This window comes from Bosea sp. AS-1, from assembly GCF_002220095.1.
Taxonomy (GTDB): domain Bacteria; phylum Pseudomonadota; class Alphaproteobacteria; order Rhizobiales; family Beijerinckiaceae; genus Allobosea.
Map to the genome: position 1 here is coordinate 21,402 of NZ_CP022371.1, position 24,533 is coordinate 45,934.

Annotated in this window: 24 protein-coding genes and 2 pseudogenes; 13 read left to right on the forward strand and 13 right to left on the reverse strand. The window is 67.7% G+C overall.

Going from position 1 to position 24,533, the window contains the following annotated elements; all coding sequences use genetic code 11:
* Positions 1–2: 2 nt before the first annotated feature.
* The 3 genes from tetH to CE453_RS01145 form a co-directional block, all read right to left on the reverse strand.
* On the reverse strand, positions 3–791 hold the full coding sequence (gene tetH / locus CE453_RS01135) for a thiosulfate dehydrogenase (protein ID WP_089172931.1): 789 nt from the start codon (positions 789–791) through the stop codon (positions 3–5).
* A gap of 58 nt (positions 792–849) precedes the next feature.
* A complete protein-coding gene (locus tag CE453_RS29535; RefSeq protein WP_198302116.1) occupies positions 850–2,487 on the reverse strand; it encodes a c-type cytochrome in 1,638 nt (545 codons plus the stop codon).
* A gap of 95 nt (positions 2,488–2,582) precedes the next feature.
* Positions 2,583–3,845, reverse strand: a complete 1,263-nt coding sequence (locus tag CE453_RS01145; protein ID WP_248307733.1) for an NAD(P)/FAD-dependent oxidoreductase — start codon at positions 3,843–3,845, stop codon at positions 2,583–2,585.
* A gap of 99 nt (positions 3,846–3,944) precedes the next feature.
* Between CE453_RS01145 and blh the strand changes: the two genes are divergently transcribed.
* The 6 genes from blh to CE453_RS01175 all read left to right on the forward strand — a co-directional run bounded on the left by blh (position 3,945) and on the right by CE453_RS01175 (position 8,237).
* Positions 3,945–5,258: a bifunctional sulfur transferase/dioxygenase Blh gene (gene blh, locus CE453_RS01150; RefSeq protein ID WP_089172933.1), complete on the forward strand. Its 1,314-nt coding sequence runs from the start codon at positions 3,945–3,947 to the stop codon at positions 5,256–5,258.
* Entirely contained in the window at positions 5,258–5,677 is a 420-nt protein-coding gene (locus tag CE453_RS01155) for a YeeE/YedE family protein (protein WP_089172934.1), read from the forward strand. The genes blh and CE453_RS01155 overlap by 1 nt, the downstream gene beginning before the upstream one ends.
* On the forward strand, positions 5,674–6,102 hold the full coding sequence (locus CE453_RS01160; RefSeq protein WP_089172935.1) for a YeeE/YedE family protein: 429 nt from the start codon (positions 5,674–5,676) through the stop codon (positions 6,100–6,102). The genes CE453_RS01155 and CE453_RS01160 overlap by 4 nt, the downstream gene beginning before the upstream one ends.
* Positions 6,103–6,107: 5 nt before the next feature.
* A complete protein-coding gene (locus tag CE453_RS01165; RefSeq protein WP_089172936.1) occupies positions 6,108–6,887 on the forward strand; it encodes a sulfite exporter TauE/SafE family protein in 780 nt (259 codons plus the stop codon).
* A gap of 65 nt (positions 6,888–6,952) precedes the next feature.
* A complete protein-coding gene (locus CE453_RS01170) occupies positions 6,953–7,306 on the forward strand; it encodes a carboxymuconolactone decarboxylase family protein (protein ID WP_089172937.1) in 354 nt (117 codons plus the stop codon).
* A gap of 205 nt (positions 7,307–7,511) precedes the next feature.
* Positions 7,512–8,237 carry a helix-turn-helix transcriptional regulator gene (locus tag CE453_RS01175; protein ID WP_089172938.1) on the forward strand — a complete coding sequence of 242 codons (726 nt, stop codon included), beginning with the start codon at positions 7,512–7,514 and terminating at the stop codon, positions 8,235–8,237.
* 11 nt (positions 8,238–8,248) lie between these two features.
* Here CE453_RS01175 and CE453_RS01180 read toward each other — a convergent pair whose 3' ends face one another.
* Complete coding sequence (locus CE453_RS01180) at positions 8,249–10,564, reverse strand: relaxase/mobilization nuclease domain-containing protein (protein ID WP_089172939.1); 2,316 nt, start codon at positions 10,562–10,564, stop codon at positions 8,249–8,251.
* On the reverse strand, positions 10,561–10,989 hold the full coding sequence (locus tag CE453_RS01185) for a hypothetical protein (RefSeq protein WP_089172940.1): 429 nt from the start codon (positions 10,987–10,989) through the stop codon (positions 10,561–10,563). Before CE453_RS01185 ends, CE453_RS01180 begins: the two co-directional genes overlap by 4 nt.
* Before the next feature lie 483 nt (positions 10,990–11,472).
* On the opposite strand from CE453_RS01185, the gene CE453_RS01190 reads away from it, so the two are divergent.
* Together CE453_RS01190 and CE453_RS01195 are read left to right on the forward strand one after the other, a co-directional pair.
* Positions 11,473–12,174: a ParA family protein gene (locus tag CE453_RS01190; protein WP_089172941.1), complete on the forward strand. Its 702-nt coding sequence runs from the start codon at positions 11,473–11,475 to the stop codon at positions 12,172–12,174.
* Positions 12,171–12,602, forward strand: a complete 432-nt coding sequence (locus CE453_RS01195; protein ID WP_089172942.1) for a hypothetical protein — start codon at positions 12,171–12,173, stop codon at positions 12,600–12,602. The genes CE453_RS01190 and CE453_RS01195 overlap by 4 nt, the downstream gene beginning before the upstream one ends.
* A gap of 41 nt (positions 12,603–12,643) precedes the next feature.
* Here CE453_RS01195 and repC (CE453_RS01200) read toward each other — a convergent pair whose 3' ends face one another.
* The gene (gene repC, locus CE453_RS01200; protein WP_089172943.1) at positions 12,644–13,873 is read right to left on the reverse strand and encodes a plasmid replication protein RepC; all 1,230 of its coding nucleotides are present in this window, start codon (positions 13,871–13,873) and stop codon (positions 12,644–12,646) included.
* Positions 13,874–14,181: 308 nt separating this feature from the next.
* Here repC (CE453_RS01200) and CE453_RS01205 point away from each other — a divergent pair, with 308 nt between their 5' ends.
* Positions 14,182–14,475, forward strand: a complete 294-nt coding sequence (locus CE453_RS01205) for a helix-turn-helix domain-containing protein (RefSeq protein WP_089172944.1) — start codon at positions 14,182–14,184, stop codon at positions 14,473–14,475.
* 177 nt (positions 14,476–14,652) lie between these two features.
* Positions 14,653–14,958, forward strand: a complete 306-nt coding sequence (locus CE453_RS01210; RefSeq protein ID WP_248307734.1) for an XRE family transcriptional regulator — start codon at positions 14,653–14,655, stop codon at positions 14,956–14,958.
* Between the two features lie 45 nt (positions 14,959–15,003).
* Here the strand turns inward: CE453_RS01210 and CE453_RS01215 are convergent, their stop codons facing one another.
* The 6 genes and pseudogenes from CE453_RS01215 to CE453_RS01245 form a co-directional block, all read right to left on the reverse strand.
* Complete coding sequence (locus tag CE453_RS01215; protein ID WP_089172946.1) at positions 15,004–15,336, reverse strand: single-stranded DNA-binding protein; 333 nt, start codon at positions 15,334–15,336, stop codon at positions 15,004–15,006.
* Positions 15,337–15,951: 615 nt separating this feature from the next.
* Positions 15,952–17,183, reverse strand: a pseudogene (gene repC, locus CE453_RS01225) (plasmid replication protein RepC).
* Positions 17,184–17,379: 196 nt separating this feature from the next.
* Positions 17,380–18,402, reverse strand: a complete 1,023-nt coding sequence (gene repB, locus CE453_RS01230; RefSeq protein ID WP_089172947.1) for a plasmid partitioning protein RepB — start codon at positions 18,400–18,402, stop codon at positions 17,380–17,382.
* Entirely contained in the window at positions 18,399–19,613 is a 1,215-nt protein-coding gene (gene repA, locus CE453_RS01235) for a plasmid partitioning protein RepA (protein WP_089172948.1), read from the reverse strand. The genes repB and repA overlap by 4 nt, the downstream gene beginning before the upstream one ends.
* Positions 19,614–19,821: 208 nt before the next feature.
* The gene (locus CE453_RS01240; RefSeq protein ID WP_089172949.1) at positions 19,822–20,994 is read right to left on the reverse strand and encodes a site-specific integrase; all 1,173 of its coding nucleotides are present in this window, start codon (positions 20,992–20,994) and stop codon (positions 19,822–19,824) included.
* Between the two features lie 7 nt (positions 20,995–21,001).
* A pseudogene (locus CE453_RS01245) lies at positions 21,002–22,092 on the reverse strand (hypothetical protein).
* A gap of 62 nt (positions 22,093–22,154) precedes the next feature.
* Here CE453_RS01245 and CE453_RS28375 point away from each other — a divergent pair.
* Complete coding sequence (locus CE453_RS28375) at positions 22,155–22,331, forward strand: hypothetical protein (protein ID WP_248307735.1); 177 nt, start codon at positions 22,155–22,157, stop codon at positions 22,329–22,331.
* 73 nt (positions 22,332–22,404) lie between these two features.
* Positions 22,405–22,668 carry a type II toxin-antitoxin system prevent-host-death family antitoxin gene (locus CE453_RS01250; RefSeq protein WP_089172950.1) on the forward strand — a complete coding sequence of 88 codons (264 nt, stop codon included), beginning with the start codon at positions 22,405–22,407 and terminating at the stop codon, positions 22,666–22,668.
* A 767-nt stretch (positions 22,669–23,435) separates the two neighbouring features.
* On the opposite strand, the gene CE453_RS29540 is transcribed toward CE453_RS01250, so the two are convergent.
* Positions 23,436–23,606 (reverse strand): hypothetical protein, encoded by a 171-nt coding sequence (locus CE453_RS29540; protein WP_248307736.1) that lies wholly within the window; start codon positions 23,604–23,606, stop codon positions 23,436–23,438.
* On the opposite strand from CE453_RS29540, the gene CE453_RS29430 reads away from it, so the two are divergent.
* On the forward strand, positions 23,528–24,511 hold the full coding sequence (locus CE453_RS29430; RefSeq protein WP_349236619.1) for an RHE_PE00001 family protein: 984 nt from the start codon (positions 23,528–23,530) through the stop codon (positions 24,509–24,511). The genes CE453_RS29540 and CE453_RS29430 overlap by 79 nt on opposite strands.
* Positions 24,512–24,533: the final 22 nt, after the last annotated feature.

Sequence of the window (24,533 nt, forward strand, 5' to 3'; positions counted from 1 at the left end):
CCTTATGCTGCATAGGCGAAGCCGGCCCGCTGCAGCTCCGGCAGCGTGCCGACCGCGCCCGGCGTCAGCACGACGCCCGGCAGGAGGTGGTTCGTCAGCTCGGCAGCGAGCTGGTCGTGCGTGAGCTTGTCGGGGTTGGCGTCAGCCTTGATCAGGGCCGCGGCTTCTTCCCAGATGGCGTTGTGGCACGACAGGAAGACGACACCGCGCTTTATCAGCGCGGGGATCGAGTTGTTGGCGGGCGAGTAGACGCCGTCGGCGTTCTCGAAGTCCTCCGCGTCCGCCGTGGCTCCCTTGGCGTCGACGATGAGAGTGTTGGTCTTGAACTTGTCGCCGGCGAGCCTGGTCAGCTGGTATTTGTCCCAGATCGACTGGTCGAGCAGCGCCAAATGGGCGGAGCCGTGCGTCGCCGACACCACCAGGAAATCGGGGTGCCTGAACGACCAGATCTGCGCGTTGAGGGAATTGCGCATCAGGTTCAGCCAGGGGCCGCCGATCACGGTGTTGTCCCAAGCCTGCTTGTGCGGCGACTTGTAGTCGACCACGAGCCTCAGCGCCTCGTCGTCCCACTCGGACGGCTTGGTCAGGATCATCGGCACGGTCTTGAAGTCCCTGCGGCGCGGCGCCTTGGCGAGCGCTTCGGCGAGGTCCTTCAATGGCCGTCCGTCCGCGGGAATCTCGGATGCGACGTCGGCGGCTTTCGCGGCGGCCGCTTCCGGCAGGCCGAGCATTCCGGCGGCCGCGACGGCGCCCGCCGCCTGGATGATATGGCGTCGCTTCAAGTCCGTCATGGCAACCTCCCTGTCTTCGTTTATGGCTCGCCGTCTGGACGGCGATGATATGAATGGGTCACTCCCCGACCGTGCCCGCGGGCGGCGAGTGCTCGCCGAGCGTCGCGCCGTTGACGGTCTGCCCGTACATGTCGAGCGGCGAATCGTGGTGCGCCTTGCGCGTCGCGGCGACCGAGTCCTTGAACCTCGGGTCCTGCGGCCGCTCGTGGCTGTCGATATAGGCCGCGACGTCCCAGGCCTCGGCATCGCTGAGCGTATTGCCCTCGCTGAACGGCATGTTCGCCTTCACGAAGCCGGCCGCATTGTTGATCGAGCTCATGCCGGCGCCCCAATTGTAGGAGCGCGCGCCCCACAGCGGCGGGAACACGACGGCGCCGTCGGCGGTCTTCTGGCCCTCGCCGTCCGCGCCGTGGCAGAGCGCGCAGTGCTGCGCGTAGACTTGCTGGCCGTGCGCGTAATCGATCTTGGCGGGCTCCGCGAGCTTCGGATAGCCTTGCCCCGCAACCTTCTCCCCGGTCGGCGCGCCCTTGGCCAACGCATAGGCATAGCTCTCGAGCGCGACCAGGACCTTGTCGCCGAGCGGTGGCGCCTTGCCGTTCATGCTGAAGCGGAAGCAGCCCTGCATGCGCTCGGCGAAGCTGTTCACGTGGCCGTTCTTCGCGCGATAGGCCGGGTAGACGAGGTAGGCCGCCCAGAACGGCGCGGAGTTCGCCAGCCGGCCGCGGTCGAGATGACAGCTCGCGCAGCGCAGGTCGTTGCCGACGAACGCGCCGGCGTTCGCCTTCGTGTCGGTGAAGATCGCTTCGCCGAGCTTGACCATCTTGCCGAATTCGCCTGTCGGCAGCTTTTCCTCGGGAACGGGCGTGAACTGGACTGTTGCAGACGGTTTTGCCGCCGGCTTCGCTGCGGATGCTGCCGGGGCCGTGCTCGACTGCATCTCGGCGTGATGCGGAAGCGAATAGCCGATGAAGCCGGCGAGGCCGAGGAAGACCACACCCGCGACCCATGTCCTCGCATCGATGGTGGGCGTGTCAGTCATGGGGCTGTCCTTCGACGCGACATGGAGGCTCGCGTAGTAGGCGGCGACCGCCTTGACGTCGTCATCGCTGAGCTTATGGGCGATGCCGCTCATCAGGTGCAGCGGGTCGTTGCCGCGCTTGCCGTCCTTCCAGGCCGCGATCTCGTTCTCGATATAAATCGCTCCTTGGCCGGCGAGGCGCGGAAAGGCGGTCCCAACGCCTTGGCCGGCCGGGCCATGGCATTGGCTGCAACCGGGGACGCCGTGCGACCAGTCGCCGGTGGTTGCGAGCGCGGCGCCGCGCGCGAGAAGTTTGGCGTCCGGTTTCTCAGCAGTCGCGTCCGCGACCTGCTGGCCGGCGTAGAATTCGGCGACCGCTTCGCGCTGCTCCGGCGTCAAGGCCTTGGCGATGGGTTGCATGGTGTCGTTCTTGCGCGTGCCGTCGACGAAGGATGCAAGCTGGTGCACGAGGTAGGCGGCGTCGAGGCCGGCCAGCCGGGGAAAGCCGCTCTCCGCGTTGCCCTCGCCGTGCGCGCCGTGGCAGGAGGCGCAGGCTGGCGCGCCGGAAACTCCGTTCGCCGCGATCGCGGCGCCGTCCTGCGCCGCCGCCGGCGAGGCCAGGAGCCCGGCGGCGAGCACGGCGGCACAGGCGAGGTGCTGGCGGTGGGGTTGCTTCAAACGGGAACTCGCTTCGCTTCGAGGCACAAATCTGCGGGGCGCCTCGAAGCTTAAGCCAGCCTTAAGGAAGCGGTGGTCGAGAGCCGGGTGCCCTCTCACCAGCCGCGCTCCCGATGTTTGATGTCGATCGTCCCGCCCTTCAGCATGTGCGACCAGTAGAGCCAGGGCAGGAACTTGGTCTTGAGGTACCACATGCTTCGGCGCGGCACGCGCGGGTCGAAGGGGAAACTCGGCGTCACCTTGCCGCCATAAGCGAATTCCGCCAGCACGATCTTGCCGAGCGCCACCGTCAGCGGACAGGAGCCGTAGCCGTCATAGGCCTTCGGCATTGGCTTGCCGGCCATCGCCGCCTGCAGGTTTGCGACCGCGACCGGCGCCTGCAACCGTACCGCCGCCGCCGTCTTGGCGTTCGAGGTCGAGGCGGCATCGCCGAGCGAGAAGACGTTAGGGTAGCGCACGTGCCGCAGCGTCGCCTGGTCGACCTCGATCCAGCCCGCCGCGTTGGCAAGCGGGCTCTCGCTCACGACGTCCAAACCCGTCTGCGGCGGCACGACATGGACCATGTCGAACGGCATCGCCACCTCGCTTGTCGCGCCGTCCTTGTTGGCGACCGCGAACAGCGCGGTCTTCTTCGGCCCGTCGACGGCCTTGAGCGTGTGGCGGTAGCAGACCTCGATGCCGTAGCCGTCGACGGCCTTCTGCAGGGGCGGCACGAAGAACGACACGCCGAACAGCGCGTCTCCGGCGAGGCAGAACTTCAGCGTCGAGGCGGAGAGTTTGCCTCTGCGCTTCAGGTGGTCGGCCATCATATACATGATCTTCTGCGGCGCGCCGGCGCATTTGATCGGCATCGCCGGCTGGGTGAACAGCGCCGTGCCGCCCTGAAATTCCCGGATCAGCCGCCAGGTGTATTCGGCGGTGTCGGCGCGGTAGTTGCTGCACACGCCATTGTGGCCGAGTGTCTCATTCAGCCCCGCGATCGCGTCCCAGTCGATCTTCAAGCCCGGGCAGGCGACAAGGTAGTCGTATCCGACGGCGCGGCCGTCGCTCAGCCGCACGAGGTTGTTGTCGGGATCGAAGGCGCTGACCGCGGCCTTGATCCATGCCACGCCGCTCGGGATCAGCGCGCGCTCCTCGCGCGCGGTCTGCCGGCGACTGAACACGCCCGCGCCGACCAGCGTCCAGCCCGGCTGGTAGGAGTGGGTCTCCGCCGGCTCGACGATCGCGATGTCGAGGCGGGCGTCACGCCGCATCAGCTCGGCCGCGACGGTGATCCCGGCCGCGCCGCCGCCGACGATGACCACCCCGTGCTTCAGGTCGGGCACGGCTGCGATGTGCTTCTGGGCCGCAGCTTCCACGACGCTCCTCCTACTTGCAGACTTGCAGACTTGCAGATTTTCATATCTAATTATACGTAACTATGTAATCGATAACGGCGAGCGTCAAGGAGCTGTTCCATGAAACCCATTCCCGTCACGGAGAAGTTTTCGGTCGCGGGGCAGCTCCTGCCCGGGGATTTTTCGGAACTGAAGCGCCTCGGTTTCAGGACCGTCATCAACAACCGGCCCGACGGGGAAGACGCCGCGCAGCCGGGCACGGAGGCGGAGGCCGCGGCGGCCAAGGCGGCCGGCCTCTCTTACGTCCACATCCCCGTCACCAGCACGTCGATGACCAAGGATGACGTGCGGCGCTTCGCCGAGGCGATCGTCGCATCCGACGGCCCGGTCATCGCGCACTGCCGCTCCGGCGCGCGGGCCTTCTACATGTGGATTCTCGCCGGCGACGCCGACGTGGCGGGGTTCAGCAACGACAAGCTGATCGCCACGGCGACCCAAATCGGCATCAAGCTGGAGGCCGCCCGGACATGGCTCGCCGCGAACCGCCCTGTGCGCCGGGAGCAGGCGAAGCCTCAGGTGAAAGGCTTCTACGAGGCGCGCACCGGCAGCATCCAGTACGTCGTCAGCGATCCGGCGACGCAAAAATGCGCCGTCATCGATCCCGTGCTCGACTACGACGAGAAGTCGGGCGCGACGAAGACCGAGCAGGCCGACGCGATCCTCGCCTACATCGCCAGCGAAGGCCTTAAGCTCGAGTGGATCCTCGACACCCACCCGCACGCCGACCACTTCTCGGCTGCCGAATATCTTAAGGATAAAACCGGGGCCCCGACCGCGACCGGCGTACATGTCGTCGACGTGCAGGCGCTCTGGAAGGACATCTACAACTGGCCGGATTTTCCCGCCGACGGGCGGCAGTGGGATCGGCTCTTTAACGACGGCGACACCTTCAAGGTCGGCTCGATCGACGCGAGGGTGATGTTCTCGCCGGGGCACACATGTGCTTCGGTCAGCTATGTGGTCAGCGATGCCGCCTTCGTCCACGACACGCTGTTCATGCCGGATTCCGGCACCGCGCGCGCCGACTTCCCCGGCGGCAGCGCGAAAATCCTCTGGAAGTCCATCCAGGACATTCTTGCATTGCCCGACGCGACGCGCGTCTTCACCGGCCACGATTACCAGCCGGGCGGCCGCGAGCCCTTGTGGGAGAGCACCGTCGGCGAGCAGAAGCGCTCCAATCCCCACGTCGCCGGCCAGACCGAAGCGAGCTTCATCGCCCTGCGCGAGGCGCGCGACGCCACGCTGCCGATGCCAAAGCTGATCCTCTCGGCGCTGCAGGTGAACATCGACGGCGGCCGGCTTCCCGCGCCGGAGAGCAACGGCAGGCGCTACCTGAAGATCCCGCTGAATGCTTTGCCGGCGGCGGCCTGGTGATGCAGGCTTATCTTGCTGCGACCGCCGGCGGCGCGCTGATTGGCCTCTCCGCCAGCCTCCTCATGCTGCTGAACGGCCGCATCGCCGGCATCAGCGGCATCGTCGGCGGTATCCTCGGCAGGAACAGCGAGCGCTTCGGGCAGGACATCGCCTTTGTCGCTGGCCTTCTGCTCGGTCCGCTCGTTTATTTCTTGCTGTTCGGCAGAGAACCACTGGTGCAAATCTCGGCCGCCTGGCCGGTGCTCGTCGTCGCCGGCCTCCTGGTCGGCTTCGGCACGCGCATGGGCTCGGGCTGCACCTCCGGGCACGGCATCGCGGGGCTCGCACGTCTGTCACCCCGGTCGCTCGCCGCGGTGTCGATTTTCCTCGGGACCGCGATCCTGATCGTGCTGGCGATGCGGTTTGGGGGCTGGCGATGACGACGGCGCTGCGTTTCCTCGCGGCGCTCGCCGCCGGCCTCCTGTTCGGCCTCGGTCTCGCGATCTCCGGGATGCTCAATCCGGCGAAGGTCCAGGCCTTCCTCGACGTCGCCGGCGCCTGGGACCCGAGCCTGGTCTTCGTCCTCGGCTCCGGCGTCCTGGTTGCTTTCCTCGGCTACAGGCTTGCCTTCGCCCTCGACAAGCCGCTGCTCGAGAGCCGGCTCCATCTTCCGGCCAAGACACAAATCGATCGCTCCCTCGTCGTCGGCTCGGCGCTCTTCGGCGTCGGATGGGGACTCGTCGGGTTCTGCCCCGGTCCCGCCGTCGCCTCGCTCTCGCTCGGGCTCACGCCAGCCGTGGTCTTCGTCGTCGCCATGCTCGTCGGGATGGTCGTCCACGATCGTTTCGCAGCAACGAGAGGATAGCCCGGATGCTATATTCTCTCGGACCGGCGCTTCTGTCCGGCGGACTGGTCGGCTTCTCGCTCGGCCTGATCGGTGGCGGCGGATCGATCTTGGCGACACCGCTTCTGCTTTATGTCGTCGGCGTGGCGCAGCCGCACATCGCGATCGGCACCAGCGCGCTCGCCGTCTCGGTCAACGCCTTCGCGAACCTCGTCGGCCATGCGCGGAGCGGCAACGTCCGCTGGCGCTGCGCGATCGTGTTCGCCGCCGTCGGGACGCTCGGTGCGCTCGCCGGCTCGACACTGGGCAAGCTGGTCGACGGCCAGCGCCTTCTCTTCCTCTTTGGCCTCCTCATGCTCGTCGTCGGCGCGCTGATGCTCCGGCCGAGACGGGAGGCCGCGGCGCCCGAGCGGCCGGCCAATCTGCACACCTGCCTGGTCACCGCCGCGATCGCCTTCGTCGCAGGAATTGCCTCCGGCTTCTTCGGCATCGGCGGCGGCTTCCTGATCGTGCCGGCGCTGATCCTCGCCACCGGCATGCCGATGATCAACGCCATCGGCTCCTCGCTCCTCGCCGTCGGCAGCTTCGGCCTGGCGACGGCCTTGAACTACGCGGCGTCGGGGCTCGTCGACTGGCCGATCGCCTTCGAGTTCATCGCCGGCGGCGTCATCGGTGGCATCCTCGGCATGCTCCTCGCCAATCGCCTGTCGTCAGGAAAGAACACGCTCAACCGGATCTTCGCAGGCCTGATTTTCGTCGTCGCGGCCTACGTGCTCTACCGCAGCGCCGGCGCCTTCCTGCACTGAGGCGCTTGACGAAATCACGCAACACGCACTCGCCACTTTCAATCAGAGGCAACAGGAAGACGACCATGATCGAGAACTGGAAAGACCTGATCGACAACATGAACGGCGACGTCAAGACATTCCGGCAGGCGACGCCTGACGTCGTGAAGTCGTTCTCAGACATGGCGCGCGCGGCGCATGCCGGGGGCGCGCTGGAGAGCAAACCCAAGGAGCTGATCGCGCTGGCGATCAGCGTCGCGATCCGCTGCCAGCCCTGCATCGCCTACCACATGGAGGGCGCCGTGAAGGCCGGCGCAAGCCGCGAGGAGATCAGCGAGACCCTCGCGATGGCAGTCTACATGGGCGCAGGGCCGTCCGTGATGTACGCGGCGCACGCCATCGAGGCGTTCGACCAACTTTCCGTCAAATGCAGCGGCTAGCGACTGTGACCATTGCAAACTCGGATACAGAGCGTTCTTCAGGGGCCGCCACTCGGACGCCGCCCAACATCGCTGGCACTTTTTTCTCGAGCCGCGAAAGCGGAAAAGCCGACACGGCACGCGGCGGTGCGACTGAAGGAGGACCCTGCACCCACTCGCCTTGCGAAGAAGCGCTTCAAGCTGACGACGGTTGGATCGATGGGGAATGCGCGTCACTTCTAGAGCCTGGAACTTCATAAAGTCCATTGAGGACTCCGACGACGAGGCGACTGTCCAGCGGCTCCTGCTCAAGCGGGCAGCTCCCTCGGGCTTCGAATGGGCGTTCGCAGGCCGTGTCCCGAGTCCGGCGGCAAGGCCCCGTGACATCCCCTCCCACGTCCTCTTCCAGCAATTCCCCGAGGGTTGGGGCGAGCGGTACAACGAAAACAATTACGCGCTGCGCGATCCGGTCGTGCGCCATCTCCAGCGCCAGCAGAGCCCGTTCACGTGGGACGAGTCTTACGCCGCGGCGACGCGGCGCGAGGACGTGAAGCTCATCGGTGGCGAGGCTGCGTCGTTCGGGCTGAGGACGGGCTACGTCATTCCGATCCAACTCGTCGGAGGCGTTTTGGCCGCGGTTTCGTTCGGCGCCAGCCACGCCGACTTCCATCCCGATGCCCTCGCCGAGCTCGCTTTCGCGGCGAACTTCGCCGTCGGCCACCTCCTTCGCCTGCGTCACAAGCCGCGAAGCCTGGAGCGCCTTGTGACACCTCGCGAGCGGGAGTGCATCCTGTGGGCCTCGGAGGGGAAGACCGACTGGGAGATTGCGGTCATCCTCGGCATCTCTCCCCCGACCGTCGCAAAGCACCTGCTGTCAGCGCGGCAGAGGCTCGACGTCATGAACCGGGCCCACCTCATCGGCGAGGCTATCCGCCAGAAGATCATCCGCTGACGTGAGAGCGATCAACGCTGCCGCTGGCCTTTGATCGACTGCGTCTCGCCTTTCGCCGCCTCCAGCTCCTGCACGATGCGCTCCTGCTCCGCCCGCAGCTTCGCGAGCGCGTCGGTCTGCACCAGGGCGTTGGGGATGGTCTGGCCGGGGTGTTCGGCGATCATGCGCGCTGCGTCCGCGGCCGCCGCGGCTTCGCGGGCTTCCCGTGCGGCCGACTGCTGCGAACCGGCGACGACCGCCCTCTCGGCCCGGAGCTCCCGCTGCGACCTCGGATCCATCGCCGCGTTGGCCTCCTGCCGCCGCTCCGCGTTGAGCGCGCGGTCGGCGAGGCGCTCGGCCGCGGCAGCCTCGCGCCGCTCCCGTGCGCTGACCTCTTGCGCGCGGGCCACGAGCCTGTCCGCGTTCTCGCCGACGATCGCCTCGACCTCGGACCGGCTGAGCTGCTCAACGCCGCGCTCCTGCGCCCGCTGCAGGTCGATCCTGTTCGCGAGAGTCTCCAGGTATCTCGCCGACGTCTCGCGGAACTGCTGCTTGGTCTGGCCGTCGAGCAGGTCGCTTGTCCGCGACACCGCCTCGTTCATGACACGCAGGTCCTTCGCCATCTGCTCCGACGTAATCGCCATCGCTACATCCTCCTTCGTCAGGTGTTCGACACGCTTCCCGATCGCCTGCAGGATCCCGCCGACGGCCTGCGCCAGGAGCAGCCGCTCGAGCATGTCCTTCGCCTGCGGGTTCTCCGGCTGCTCGGCCGCCACGGCGCGCCACGCGACCACGCTTTCGTTCACCGCAGCGCGCGCCGGCGGCGACATCGGCAGGCGGATCGGGTTTGACCGGGCGACCGCGATGCGCTGGCGCGCGTTGTCGATGAGGCGGCGGTTGGCTGGGTCGGCGGCATAAGCGCGATCCCTTGCCTCGCGCGCCGGCCGTGGCCGGTCGGCAGCGTCGACGATGGCCTTGTCCTTGGGGCCGTAGCTCTGCGAGGACGCCCTCTCCCGCGCCGACGTCGCGACGATGCGCAGGCCCTCCGCCTGGGCGTGCTGCGCGTAGGCCGTGCGCCACTCGCGGAACGTCTCCGGCCCCGGGTGCAGTTTCTGGCCGGACTCGCCTTTCGCGGCGATGACGGCGTGGACGTGGATGTGGCCGGCCGCCTCCTTGTCGACGTGGATGCCGAACATGAACTTGTGGTCGCCGAAGCGGTCGTGCAGGAAGCTCCGCGCCGCGCGACGCAGCGCCTCGACGTCGGTGCCCGCCTTCGCCGACAGCATCAGGTGCATCGTGTCGCGCACCGACTGCGAGCGCAGCGACGGCCCCCACTCGCGCGCCGCGATCCGGGTGTCGGCGACATTGGCGATCTCCTTTCCCTTGTCGTCGACGGCGGCGCCGTGCTCGACCAGCCTGTTGAGCCGGTAGGTGGCGCCGTTGCGGCCGTGGTTGGTCATCCCGGGCGACGCGTCGATCGCCGCCGCGTCGATGCCGGTCGCCGCGTGGATGCGGTCCTTGATCTTGCCCTCCGACGCCATGTCGAAGCGCTTGCGGGCGAAGCCGCCCTCGCGGTCCCCCACCCGCTCCTCGCGGACGCGGAACCGCTCCTTCGCCGGCCCCGCCAAGGCGACGACCAGGCGCGCCTCGAGCTCGCCCGACTCCGTGGTGTCGAGCCGGTAGGCGTAGCGGTGACCGGCGAAGCCGGCCGCGATCGCCTTCTCGTAGGTATCGCGGCCTTCCTCGTTGTCCTTCACGCCGCGTAGGCTCAGGCGGACGGCGCCGACGTCCTGGCTCTCCGCCCGCTTCGAGAAATTCACGGACCACGCCTTGATCTCGTCGGCGACCGCCTCGCGGTCCGTCAGCATCCGCCCGTCGTGGGTCTCGAGCGGCACGTCCTCGCGCTGCGCGTACTGGCCCGTCTTCGTGGCCCGGACGGTGCCGTGGGCCCAGGACAGCACCTTGACGACAGCCGGCTGGTAGCCGGAAGCGAGCTGGCGGGCGCGCCCGGCGGCGCCCTGCCCTCCCCCACTGAGCCCGCCGGCGATCGGCGCCGGCGCAGGGGGACGTGGTGAGGTTGCTCCACCGCCGCCTCCGCCCGCCGACGATCCCGGCAGCGAGCGCGACCGCTCCTCGTCGCGGCCTCCGGTGATCGTCTGCCCGCGGATGACCTCGTGGGCCGGAGGCGCCTTGGCAAGCGGCGCGACGCGCGCCGCGCGGGCTCGAGGCTCCTCATCGAGGCCGCCGAACGATCTCGGCTGTCGCCGCGACTGGGCGGCCGCGCTGACGGCTGTCCGCGCCGCTTCGACCTGCGCCACCCACCAGGCGATCTGGGCTGCGCGGTTCATCGCGCCTCCTCGGCTGGGATCTCGGACGGCAGCGGAAGCCCGGCCTGGCGCCGCAGTTTCGAGCCGTAGGCCACGGTCATCTCGGTCAGTTCGCCGTTGATCGCGGCGATTACCTCGTGCAGCCCGCGCCACACCGGCTCGGTGTCCTCGATGCGCACCGCCTGGCCGCGGTGGATGGCGCGCAGGACCTGCGAGAGGTTGCGGCCGACCATGCGGACCTGCTGGGCGAGCTCGACGACGGCGCGCGTGTTCTCGGTCGACAGCGCCGGACCGGCCTGCACGGACGCACGAATGAGGCGACGCACCACCTCGGCCTTGGGAACGCCGAAGAGCACGACGGCCGCCTGCAGCCGCGCCTCGTCGGCGTCCGACAGCTCGGTTCGAAGCCTCGGTTTGCGTCGCGGTGCTGTGGCGGAGCGGGCCATCGGCGCTCCCCTTCCCTTCCCGTTCGCGCGGCTCTGCCGCCATCGCGCGTCAGCGCATTCCGGCTGCGTCCAGCAGTCGTCACCCGGTTTGGCCCACAAACCGGTATCTTGTCAACCAATATCTAATAAATCGACTATAAGGCTGTCACTCACGGAGAGCGTCCACGACGGAAGAACCAGACCCGCTCACCGGACTGCACCCTCGGGACGCAATCACCGCAACCCGGCAGTGACGCAATGCGGTAATGCCGCAATGAACTATGACGCTAACACCGCAATGCCGCAGAACCGCAGTGTCGTAGTGCTGCGTTGCCACCTTCACGCATTGCCGCAATCCCGCAGTAACGCGTTGCCGAGGCACCGCAATGCGGGAACACCGCAACGACGCAGTCACGCACTGCCGGAATGACGAAACGCGGGATTGCGGTATGTCTATTATAACGTATGTTAGATGTTCGATTGCATCACTCCAAGGAGGCCGCTTTGCCGAGCATCTTCGCCGTCGCAAACCCGAAAGGCGGCAGTGGCAAGACCACCGTCGCGATTATCCTCGCCGGCGAGTTCGCCAAGCACGGCTACTCGGCCGCGATCGTCGACGCCGACCCGCAGGGGTCTTCCTACCAGTGGCACGCGTCGTCCGTCGCGCGCGGCCTGAGCCCGAAGGGCGTCGACCTCGTCCGCGCTCCTGACGAAGCGGCATTGGTCCAGGCTGTCGAGCGCCTCGCCGGCTACGACGTCGTCGTCATCGACACGCCAGGCTACTACGGCGAGGTCGTGATCCAGTCGGCGCTGCGCGCCGACCTCGTCGTCCTCCCGTGCAAGGTCCACACGTTCGACGCCTCGCAGGTCGTGCGGACGATCCGCAACCTCGAGCAGCACGCCGCCACCGCGCAGCTGCCGATGAGCCAGCACCGCGTGCTGTTCAACGAGTACGACAGCCTCGACCGCAACACACGCCCGCTGCGCGAGGTCGTCGCCTACCTCGACTCGGAGAAAGTCCCAGTCTGCGCGACGGCGCTCTACCGCCGCGTGACCTTCCGGACCATGACCAGCGGCTTCGGCACGCTCTACCAGATGAGCGACAAGGACGAGTCCGTGCGCAAGGCGCGCTACAACGCCGACCAAGTCGTGCGTGAGCTGCTCGCCGCGAGCCAGGGCGCGACGACCGACGAGACCGCCGCATGAGCGACGCCGCGCCGAGCGAGAAGCCAGACCGGCCGCCCCTGCCCCGCGACGCGTTTCGCGCGCAGCGCGTCGGCGCACCGTCCGCGGAGAGGCCGGTACTCCAGCCTGTGGTCGTCACCCCGGCCTACGACGACCCTGTGGCGCCCGGGCCGCCCGTGCAAAGGAAGTCGTCGCCAACAGAGACGACGCATGTCGTCCACTCGAAGAAAGTCGCTCGCCCCCAGCGCGATCGCAGTCGCAATCCGTTCGAAGCCTACGGCGAGCGCGCGTCGTCGCGGCCCTACGCGCTGCGCCTGCCCGAGGCGATCGACGTGGTGCTGCGCCAGGTCGCCGCCGAGGAGCGCACGCAGCCTTTGCGCATCGTCGACCGCGCGATCCACGACCTCCTCAGGCGCCTTGGACGGTTGCCGCCCCTCGACGAACTGTAGCCGCCGGCGCTAGGAAAGCGACCGCGCGGGGGCAAAGACCCCTACGCGCTTTCGTCCGGGAAGGAAGGGGAGGATAGCTTTCGTGCGGCGGGGGCGTCTTTTCGACGTTGCGAGGCGCCGAGCGCCATCAGCATCGGCCAAACCGAGAACTGGCCGGCCGAGGCGCGTCGTGCCAGGGTCCTCAGGTAGCCGCCGGGATTCCTGATTGCGCTTCCGCGTTGCAGGATGAGCGCGAGCGTGACGCTGGCCGGGCCCGGCCCCATCGCAGCGCAGGAGTCGTCCCACGCGCTCGGGCTGACGCCGAGCAAGGGGCGCACGATCGCCGCGGTGTCGGTGACGTCCCGCGCCGTGTGCAGGCCGTGGCGGGCGTAGTCGACGAAGTCGGGGCAGGTCTCGGCGAGGAGCCGGACGGGGACCGGCGACGCGGCGCTGTCTTGGCGATCGGCATGCGAAGCTTCAGCGCCGGGAGTATCGCTAATGTTCGGATCTTCAGCCGCCAGCCGTTGTGGCTCCGTCCCAGCGTCACAATGCGTTGCAGGCGCGACGTGGCTTTCCAGAATGTGGAGGATCCGTTTCGATAGCTCGGCCAACGCGGCAGCGAGCGGCTCCAGCGTCTCTCTGCGCGCGGCCCGCGGCCGGCTGTCGAGCAGTTCCCTGTACGCGCGGTGAAGCGCCGGAAGGTCGGCGTCGACGTGCTGCTCGACGCCGAACGACAACATCTTCGCGATGTCGCGGCGGGCAAGCGTGATCTGCTCGCGGAGCGCGTCCACTGCGCGGCGCTCTTCGATGATGCGGGCGGCTCGGTCAGCCAGCTCGTCGGCGCTCGCCACGAGCGGGCCGAGGTCGAACCCGAACGCCTGCTCGATGCCGCCGCCCGGCGCGCGCCTGGCGTAGCGCTTTCCGTTGGGGCTGTCGCGGCGAAGGATGAGCCCGGCGTCGACCAGGGCCGCGATGTGCCTGCGAAGCGTCGACGCGGGGATGCCGTGCGACCGCACCGAGAGCTCTCGGTTGGAGGGGAAGACGACGAGGTCGTCCGACCCGAGCGTGAGAACCGTGTCCGGGTGGAAGCTCAGCAGCGCATTCAGCACCGTGAGCGATCGGTCGGAGAGCCGGAGCTCGGCCCTCGCCTCGCAGACGTGGCGGAACGTCCTCCACTTGTGTGCGGCCTTGCCGGCCGGGCACAGCGTGACGTCTCGCTGCGCGCGCAGCGCAGTCGCGGACAGCGGCCGCGGCCCGAAGGGGGCGGTTGGATTGAGGCCAGGCATCTGCATTCGCGTCCTCTCAGCGCGAGAGCGCGTGGCAAACAAAGACCGTGGCGTGAAAACGCGCGAGTCTCTTGATCTGTCGGGTGGCGCGGGCTAGGATGCTCTAGCGTTTACGAGGCACCGCTGGCGATTGGCGTCGCCAGCCCGCTGACCCTCTTGAGAGACCCGGCTCTGCCGGGTTTTTCTTTGTCCGAGCGCGCTCCTGTTGTTGAATCGAATCCGTCTATTATATTGAATGTTAGACGGCAGTCCAACGTGTGAGTTACACGCGCGGGAGCGTCCATCTCGGATCAGCGAGGGACACGATTGACTCGATGAACACGAAGGTCTCCGGCCGGAAGGCCGCCCACGCGGCCCGCGGCAACACGCTGCTCGTCGCCTTCCAGGACGCGCTCGAGCGCCTGCGCAAGGAAATGGGCCTGACGCGCTGCGCGTTCGCGGAGCGTCTCGGCATTCCTCGCTCGAGCTACTTCCACCTGATGACCGAGGCGGCCAACCCGAGCCTCGACTACATCGAGCTGATCGCCGAGCGCGCCGGCGTCGAGCCGATCGCCTTCCTAGGCAGGGCCGGCCAAAGCACGCGCCGATTCAGCGTCGGCGCGCGCTAAGTCGAGTCGCCTCAACAAGAAATTCGTCTGGTCAATGTCCAATATTCTAGACTTTGACAAAGAGGTGTGGTGATGCTGGGGCAAGCCCAACGCGTAGCAGAGCCGGCCGAGATGTCGCCCGTCCGAAAGCCCCAGTCTCTCGATCACTCGGTCCTGAACGAGATGCTGGCGATTCGGATGCAGCAACTCGAGATCGAGAACGGCGGCGCGGAGGCGTTCCTGGCCAAGACGGGGCTCGCCCGCCACACCTACTACACGATGGTGCGCGGCATCGGGAATCCGACGATCCGGACGATCGAGCGCATCGCGTCGAGCCTCAACATGAGCGTGTTCGAGCTGTTGGGCTTCGACGTCGCCGACGCGCGCCGCGCCCTGAAGAAGAGCGGCGTCAACTACGACGAGCTGATGTCGGCAATCACCAAGAAGAACCGCGCCGATCGCGCGCTGGCGCGACAGACGCGATCCCGGAAGCTGCCGTCCTGATGCGCGGAGAACGAATGGGGAGGCTCGCGCCTCCCCGTCGCCGGCCTAGGCGGCCGAGCGCTCCGCGGCCTGGGCGAGCCGACCGAACTCGAGGCCGATCAGGTCGACGGTGTAGATCCGCTGGCCGTCGCGCTCGTAGCTGTTCTGCCGCACCCGGCCGCGCACGTGCACCAGGTCGCCCTTGCTGACGTGCTCGTTCACGTAGTCCTGGATCGACTTGGTGAAGATCGTCACCTCGTTCCAGTGCTGGTCGTCCTTCCACTCGCCGCCCTTGTCCTTGAAGGGGTAGTTGGCGCAGACGGTGACGCGGACTGTCTTGCCAACCTGCTTGATGGTCCCGACGCGGCCGATGAGGGTGAATTCGGCGATGTTGCGCATAGTCTCTCTCCATCTTGTGGGGCTGCGCCCCGTTGCGATGGCGATCCGTCATGGCCAGGATGTCGGCACAGAGCCGGAGCCCGCGAGACGCGGGCGGAGGGCGAGCGCAGCGCTGCGCCCCGTCAGCCCGTGAATTTTGGCGCCGAAGGCGCGTGCGCGAGGAATGCCGACGGGCCCCGCTTGCGGGTGGCGGCAGGGGAAAATTCTCGGGCGCAGGGGCCGCCGTGCCGGCGACGGCCATAGGAATCCAGCCATGCAACCAGGAGCGCTGCCCGACAGGGAGAGGCGAGCAATCGTCGCTGTGCCGTCATCGCCCCACGCCGGGCCAAAATTCGGCGGCGAGATCCGCGTTGTCGATGCCAATTCACCAAGGAAGTCGGCCCGCGAGAAAGGGCCTCGCTGGATTTGTGGACGATCGCAACAGTCGGCCGCTGAACGGATCGAACACCAGCGGTGAACAGGCCGCGCGCCCTGGCCGAACGGCAGAACAACAGCGCAAACGGCTCGAGCGGAATCCGAACGGAACCCGGCCCGCGGGATTCCGGCCTCGCCGCCGCGAACCTCGAAGCGACCCGCCGGCGACGGGCGCATGCCTCCCCAAGACCGCCGCGGCCGTCACGCCGACCGCTTGGTGCGCAGCTGCGCGTTGACTTGCGACATCAGGATCGGCCCGAGCGAGAACTCGCCCACCCTCGCCTTCTCGGTCAGGCCGCGCAAATAGCCGCCGGCCGATCGGATGGCCGCGCCGCGCTGCAGGATGCACGCCACCACCACGGCGGCCTGCATTTCGCCCATCACGGCTTGCGCCTCCTCCCAGGCGCTGGGGCTGATCCCGAGCATCGACCGCACCACGGCCGCCGTCGCCAGCAGGTCCCGCCAGTTCGAAATCCCGCCTTGGCGTAGTCGGCGATGTCAGGGCAAGCCTTCATCACCAACCCAAGCGGATAGGCCGTCTCGGCAACCCTCGGCGTTTCAGGTTCTGGCACCGCCCTCGCCGCCCGGCTTCCTCGTAAGCCAGGTTCAAGATCAATTAAGGGGTCTGGATTTGAATTCTGTATATGGCGCTCACTTCGGGACTCATTGGCGCTCATATCTTGTGTTTTGACATGGCTTTCCAGCAAGTTGAGAACGTCGTCGGCCAGCTGCGAGAGCTCCTCGGCCGCCGCCTCGAGCTGGGCACGCGTCGCCGTTCGCGGAATCCCCTCGACGATCGAGCGGAAGCCGGCGTGGACCTCGGCCCAGTCCGCAGGCCCCTGCCCTCCCCTGCGTGTCGGGACGCCCTCCTCGATGCCCGTCGCGATCATCTTGGCGATGTCGCGTCGGCACAGTGTGATGCGCTCGCGTGCAAGCTTGATCGCGCGCGCTTCGGCCTCCACGGCCGCCGCCAGGCTCTCGAACTCCTCGGAGCGGACCACGAGCGGCGAGAGGTCGAAGCCGAACGCCAGCTCGATCTCGCCCGATGCGCCCTTGCGCGCGTAGCGCTTGCCGTTGGGACTGTCACGGCGAACGATCAATCCTGCGTCGACCAGCACCGCGAGGTGGCGTCGCAGCGTCGACGCGGGCATTCCGTGGGCGCGAAGAGACAGGAGTTGGTTTGACGGGAAGACGACGAGGTCGTCCTCACCCGTCAGCGCGGTCTCGGGATGGAACGTGAGAAGCGCGTTCAAGACCGAGAGCGCGCGCTCCGTCACGCCGAGGATCGGCCGCGCCCGGCAGATCGCCTGGAAGATCTTCCACTTGTGTACGACCTTCTCAGGCGGCCGCGACGATGCGGCGATCTGCGTTGCCACATGGGCGAGCGTCAGCGATCGCCGCCCGAAGGGCGTCGTCGGTGTGTGTGGTTCCATGTCTTGCCCTCATGCGGGCAAAGGAAATCTGCTCGCCGAAACGGCGAAAAAATCGCGACGTGACTCTTGACTGCGATTCGCGGAAGTGTGATTCTCAGTGTCGCCAAACAACTAGAGAAGGGCTTCCGGAACTCCGTTTCGGGGGCCTTTTTCTTTTGCCGTGCTGCTCCTGGTTCGCGGTTGACGGGTGAGGCGCCTACGCCTCGTCGCTCTCCTTCGCCCTGCCCGACTTAGTGAAGGCATCGAACAGGTCTGGGAGTTGGTTGACCAGAAAGTCTGCGAACTCAGCAGGCACCTTCTTGTCGATAGAGAGTTTGAGAGCGCGGTCGGCTCGCTGGACTTGGGCGATGCGCTGCCCGTCGTGAGCGACCACGGGTCTGGATCGAAGCTTCTTCGCAGCGTCGGGCTCGGTGCGCCGGGCGGCCGCGTTGAACGCGGCAAGAAATCTGCTGTCTGAATCCCCGGATGCGAACGCTCCATCGCTGATCGCAGCTCTGGTCCGTTTGACCGCCGCGCCGTCCGCGAGCATGTCGGCGAGTGTCTGCCATCGGCCGCGTCCGATTTTCGGGGCCTTGCCGATTGCGTCGATGATGTCGCGTGGGATTGCGTTAGCGACCGCAATCAATTTCGAGGCTTCCGCCCTGTCGATCGCGAGTGCGTCCTGGACGACGGATCGCTTGTGGCCGGCGTCTTCGATGTGCACCGCAAAGATCGCGCGCTCGATGAAGCTCAGGTCTTCGCGTGGCGCATTTTCCAGGCCTTGGGCGACCACGAGTGCTTCGTCGCTCAATTCCTTCAAGATTGCCCGCACGGGTATTCCGAGCTCGCGGGCGATCCGGACTCTGCGATGGCCGTAAGCGCTTTGGTATCGGCCGCGCGTTGTCGGGTGCTCACGCACCAGCACTGGGACTTCTTGCCCTCGCTGCGCGATCGATTGCTTCAGGAGCTCGTAGGTTGTGGTGTCGTCGTCACGGAATCGGTCGCTGACCGGTGACGGATCGACGAGCTCGGCGTCGATCTCGATGATCATCCCGCCTGCCGCGATCTTGTCGCGCAGCTCCTGGTTCTCTCGCTCGACCTCTGAGAAGGAGTCCTTGAGCGAGCGGACGGCTCCTGAGGAGACGCGCGCCGGTGCCGCCGGGGAATTGTTGTCAGCGGACAACGCGGGCGCCGGGGGTGCGGTGAAGAGGTTCTTGATCGTGTCGGTGCGCTTGCTCATCGGCCCCACACCTTCCTGGTGAGCTGCGCGATCTCGGCGTTGACGGCGTCGACCGATTCCAGCGCCCTGTCGTACGCGCCGCGTCCGACCGACCCGCGATCGAGTTCGTAGAGCGATTGTTTCGTCAGACCGGCGTTCGCGATCGCCGTCGACTTCCAGACGGTTGCCTGCAGCACGTCAGAGCCGAAAAGGTTTCGCAGCAGGGCGACGATTTGAGCTTCGGGAACATCGTTCGGGTCGTGGCGCGTGATGACGTAGCGAATGAAATCATGATCGAGCCGGCCACCGGCTTCCTCGATCACCGACATCAAGTCAGACGTCATCAGGAGAAACTGGCTCATTGAGGCGACATCCACCATTTGGGGATGGATGGTCACGAGCATGGCAGTAGCAGCGTTCAGCGCGCCCATGGTCAGGTAGCCGAGTTGGGGCGGGCAGTCGATCACGACGACGTCGTAGTCGTCCGCGACCTGGTCGATGGCAGTCGCGACGCGGCGGAAGAACAGGTCGTGTCCCCGTTCGCGGCGTTCGATCATGGCGCGTGGCGTGTGATGCTCGAACTCCATGAGTTCGAGATTGCCTGGGACCAAGCCAATTCCGTCGAAGTAAGTTGGCCGCACGACATCGCGCATGGGCCTGCGTTGGTCATCGTATCGGATCGCGCCGTAGATCGTCTCATTCTGCCCGATGTCGAATTCAGGCTGGTAGCCGAACATCGCGGAGAGGGAAGCCTGCGGATCGAGGTCGATCGCGAGGACCCGTAATCCCGAGAGCGCGAGGTACTGCGCGAGGTAGAGCGCAGTCGTGGTCTTTGCCGACCCGCCCTTGAAGTTGGCGACGGTAATAATCTGGAGCTTCTCGCCCTCGCGCCGTCGAGGAAAGAAATCCAACGCCTCCCGCGGCCGAGCCTGGGCGAGATAGGCGCGCAGCTCGTTGATCTGCGCCAGCGTGTATGACCTGCGTCCGCCGTGGCCGATGACTGGGCTCGGGCCGAGCCCGTCGAGGGACAACTGGCGAAGGTAGCCGTCGGAGACGCGGACTATTTTCGCGACCTCGCCCGAGCTAAAGGAGCGCAGCGACTTGCTCGCGGCGGGCGGAAAGAGCGCCGTTCCCAGCGAGCGGAGCTGGCCGGAAAGGATGCCGGCATGGCGAGTGATCCGCCCGCTGGCGGTCTCAATCGGCGGCAGTTCGGCTTCCTCTAGGGTCGTCATGCGATCTCAAGACGGTTTGTCTGCGTCAGACGGCAGTTTTCCGTCTCAAGAAAGACACGATTCCCGAGTCGCTGCAAGCGTTTAAGGGTTAATGAAAAGTAAACGCACCGAGAACCGACCGGAACGCCCGGCATGTTGTCTGCTGACAACATTTCGGGGCCGCACTCCCGATGTTGTCTGCTGACAACACGGCTCTCGGCCCCTCCCGTCACCTCGTCAGGAGGCGCGCCGCCCTACCCTGCGCGCGCTCCGCCTCGTTGTAGTAGCTCGCCGCTTGCTGGACCGACCGGTGCTGCGACTGCTGCATCGCCTCCGGCAGCGCTACGCCCTGCCGAGCGGCCTCAGTGAGATACCCCGATCGAAGGCCATGGGCGGCGAAGTCCCTCGGGTCGAGCCCGGCCATTGCGCATCGCCGCTTGACGATCAAGTTGACCGACTGCGGCGTCAGCGCGCGCTCATCGAGCGCCTCCCAGCGGTCGATCGCGCGAAAGACCGGACCCTTGCGGATGTCGGACCGCTCGAGCCACTCTCGCAGCGCCTCAACCGGCGGGCCGACCAGGAACACCCTGCCCTCGTCGTCGGCGTCGCCGGTCTTGGTCCGGCCGAGCTGGATCGAGACGCACGGTAGCGTCGGCGACTTCGGGTCCGTCGGATCGAGCGGGACGGCCGGTTCGTCACTCAGCTGCTCGACCCGCAGCCGCGCCACTTCGCTGCGACGCCGCCCACCGGACGCGAAGGCCAGCAGCAGGATGGCGAGGTCACGCGTGTCGGCGAGCCGGTCCGTCGCACAGGTCGCCGCCAGCCGGTCGAGGACGTCGCGCGTCACGGCGCGCCTGCTCTTGCGGCGGCGCGTCCGCGGCGAGGCCCGCACCGCCAGGCGCACGGCGGACCGCAAGGCCGGAGAGACGAATGGACCCTCGATTCCCTTCCAGCGGTGCAGCGTACCCCAACTCGCTAGACGCCGCTTCACGGTGCTTGGCGCATGCGCTCCGTCGCTGCGCAGCAGCCCTTCCGCGCGCAGCGCCGCCGCGACTTCCGCCGGCATACCGTGCCGGGGATCGTTCTCGCGCTGCGCCGGATCCCACAGGTGATGCGCCACGAATTTCAGCGCCAGCGCCTCCGTCGCCGGCCACGGCAGCGGCCCGCCGGTGGCGGCGGCCGCCCAGCCCTCGAGGTAGGCCAGGTCGGAGGCGAGCGCCCGCAGGCTGTTCTCGCCCATGCCCTCGCGCGCGAGGTGCTTCAGTGTCGCCACGTCGTCGTCGGTGAGGAGCTGCGCCAGCCGGTCGCGACGGTCCATCGGCAGGATGGCCGACAGCGTGTCGAGTTCCACGGCGCGCCGGGATTCGGCGTCAAGGAATCGGCCTTTTACGGTGTCGTCCATGTCCGCCTCAGAATCCGTAGGTCCGCTCGGCCCAGCGCAGCAGCACCGCCGCATCCGGGTCCGGCAGGCGGACGCGCTGCGCCTTGAGGCCTTCCGCGATCGCGAGGCCGACATCGGGCTCGACCCAGTGGCCATGGGCCATCAGGAAGAACCAGCCGAAGGGCAGGCCGACCTCGCCGTCGACGGCCTCTATCCGGTCCATGAGCTGATGGACCGACATCTCGGGCGTCATCAGGAGGCGCTCTCGCGGCGCGTTCAGCGGCCGCGGGATGAACCCGACCTCGCGCTCGCCTTTGTGGGTGTAATCGCGCGCGTCGAGCGCCCAGTGCGCGAAGACGCGCTGCGTCCGGGCGCTCGAGTCCTCCCAGTCTCGGAAGAAGCGCAGCTCGCGGGGCACGAACTCAAAATAGTCCGGCACCAGATCCAGGAAGGGCGTCTCGCGCGTAGCCCCGTGCGGCCCAGTCTCTCGGACGACCCGCCGCTCCATCTCGGGTCGCCTGGCCTCGCGCTTCTCGCGCTCGATGCGGCCGCAGCGGTCGAGGAAGCTGCGGACGTGGACGAAGGCACCGCCGGCGCGATCGAGCAGGCGGTAGACAGGGCCGGAGAGGCGGTCCGTGTCGGGCAGGGGCTTGTCCCGGGGCCAGCCCGGATCGAGCAGTTCCTCTTCACCCCAGGGTCGATAGTCCGGGTTGACGATCGGCCCGGCGCGCCATTCGACCTCGCGGCCGAGCGCGATCTGGATATAGTCCGCCGGCGCCGTGCCGGTCGGCGCGAAGACGAATGCGCTCGACCCGCGCCACTCCGTGATCAGCAGGTCCGTCTCCCGCAAGCGCGCCCAGGTCGCCTTGATGTCACCGCCGTCCTTGGCGAGCTCGGCGGTCATCCACGGCCGCAGCTCGCCGATTTGTGTCCCGTCCGGCCGGATCACCGAGCGCGTGTCGCGCCAGTAGGCGTCGTCGACCTGGGCGAGGCTGAAGTCGAACCCGGGGAAGGCGGCGGCGAGGGCAGGGACGAGGCTGGCGTCGACCGCCACGGGTCGAGGCCCGCGAGAACGGCTTGCAGCGAGGCCGCATCGGGGAGGCGAACAGGAGCAGTCATCGGCAGGCCTCTTGCGGTATCGGCGGGATTTCCGCACATTTCGGGATAAAGGAGAGCAGTTCATGGTCACGGAGACCGCCGCCGAAGTACCTGAGAACCTCGAGCCCGCGAAGAAACGCGATCGCCGGGTCGAGCGCACGGTCAATCTCAGCGAAACGGAGATCGCCGCTGTCGAGGCGGCCGAGGTGGCGCCGCCGGCTGAGGCGCGCCGCGTCCCAGAAGCTCCAGCAAACACCTGAGGACTGCCACCCTGCGACCTCTGCTTGAAAATTATCCCGATTTTCGCTATTTTGGCGGAAACGGAGATTTCCCATGGCCGTCACGCTCAGTGCCAGCGAATTCCAGGACCGGGTCGGCGAGGCGCTCGACCGCTCGCTCAGCCAGCCGGTGCTGATCACCAAGCACGGCCGGCCGCGCAACGTCGTCCTGTCGTACGACGAATACGAGCGGCTCAGCGCCCGCGACCGCCGCGCGGTCAAGGCCGAGGACCTGACCGACGAGGACATCGCCGCGCTCGAGGTGAGCGAGATGGCGCCCGGATATGAGCATCTGAATGCCGAGTTCGAGGCGAAGTGAGCCTTGAGCCGAAGGTCGGCTGGCTGCTCAGCTACAGCTACCTCTGGGCCGACGAACACCGGCGCGGCGCGGAGGAAGGGGTCAAGAACCGGCCCTGCGCGCTCGTCGCGGCAACGCGCCGCGACGGCGACCGGATCGTCGCGATCGTAGTGCCGGTGACCCACAGCCCGCCGGTGGACCCCGCGACCGCGATCGAGATCCCGGCCGTGACCAAGGCGCGTCTCGGGCTCGACGCGCAGCGGTCCTGGATCGTCTGCAACGAGGCGAACGTCTTCGCCTGGCCCGGTCCGGACCTGCGCGCCGCCGGCCGCCAGACGCCACCGAGCGTCTGGTACGGACCGCTTCCCCCAAGCTCGCCACGGCCGCGCGCGAGAAGCTGCAGGATTTCGCCAAGGCCGGCCGTCTGCGCCAGGTGCCGCGCACCGAGTGACGGCCGCCGGCGGCGGCCGAGGGCGTCCGGAGGAGGGCAGGGGGCTGGCAGGGGCGGCGTCCTCTGTCGATCTGGCGCCCGGCGGGCGTGATTTGCCGGGCTGCGGGCGGCCAGAATCGCCGATTTGCAAGTGGGTGTCCATCACTATCGATAAGAGGTCATTATCGATAGTGAGAGGAGTGCGCGGAACGGTATCGCTGTGACGGAAGCGAACGCCGTGATAGCTTCCGTTTGACCGATTCCGATTAAGGTTATCAAAGCGTTGCCTTCGGCCTATCAAATACCCGATCCGCTGCCCTGGAGCCAGCTTGCCGGGCCGCTGGCGGCGGCCGAGGATTCACTCGCGCGACTCGACGAGCGGCTGGCGAAAAGCCCGATCCGCGACGGTTTTGTCGCGCGGACTCACTTCACCGACGCCTGCGGCAGTCTGTGGCTCGAGGGCGAGCTCGTCCACCTCGACGACCTCGTCCTCCACGACGCCGGCATGGACGTCCGCGCGCCGACGCACGAGCTCACCCGCGCCCACGCCGTGCTGCGGACGCGCCGGCGCATCGCCGAGGCGAGGCCCGACTGGGCGCTGTCGGCGGCCGGCCTCGCCGCGCTGCGGGCAGGGGAGGGCGGGCCCGCGGAGACGCGGAAAGCCAACGGGATGAGGAAGAAGATGGATTGCCTGACGCCCACGGCGAGGAGAGCGACGCGGATACGGGCGAGCCGTTGCGATCGGCACCTGCGGACGAAAGGATGGCCGAAATGTTCGCGGCGGTCGACGCGGCGATCGCGCAGGCCGACCGCACCCTGGCTGGCGAGGCGATGGCGGAGGCGCGGCGCAGCCCAAAGCGGGATCCACTGGTCTACGATCTCGACTGGGACGAGGACGCGCGACTCGACGCGTGGCGCGCCGTTCTCGACGAGAGCTGCGCTCTGCCGCCGACCCTGGCGGCGGCGGTCGCGGCCGACGCCTGGAGCGCGATCGAGCCATTGCAGCACACGCCCTGGCTCGGCCGGCTCCTCGCCGCCGCGCTGCTGCGGGCGCGCGGCAAGGCGCGCGCGCACCTGCCTTGCCTCCATGACGGCCTGAAAACGATCCCGCGCGAGCGGCGGCGGCCACCCGATCGTGCCGGTCGCCTCGCTGTCCAGCTCGAGGCGATCGCCGCGGCGGCCGACGCCGGCCTCAAGGACCACGACCGTTGGCTGACCGCCCGCACCCTGCTCGCCCGCAAGCTCGCTGGCCGCCGCTCCACCTCCCGGCTGCCGGCACTGCTCGACTACGTGATGACCCGGCCGATCGTCTCCGGCGGCATGATTGCGGAGGAACTGAAGATCACCCCACGCGCGGCGCAGGATCTGGTGGCCGAACTCGGCCTGCGCGAGGCGACCGGGCGGGGGCGGTACCGGGCTTGGGGCGTGCTGTAGCGAGAGCGAAAGCGCTTGGTGC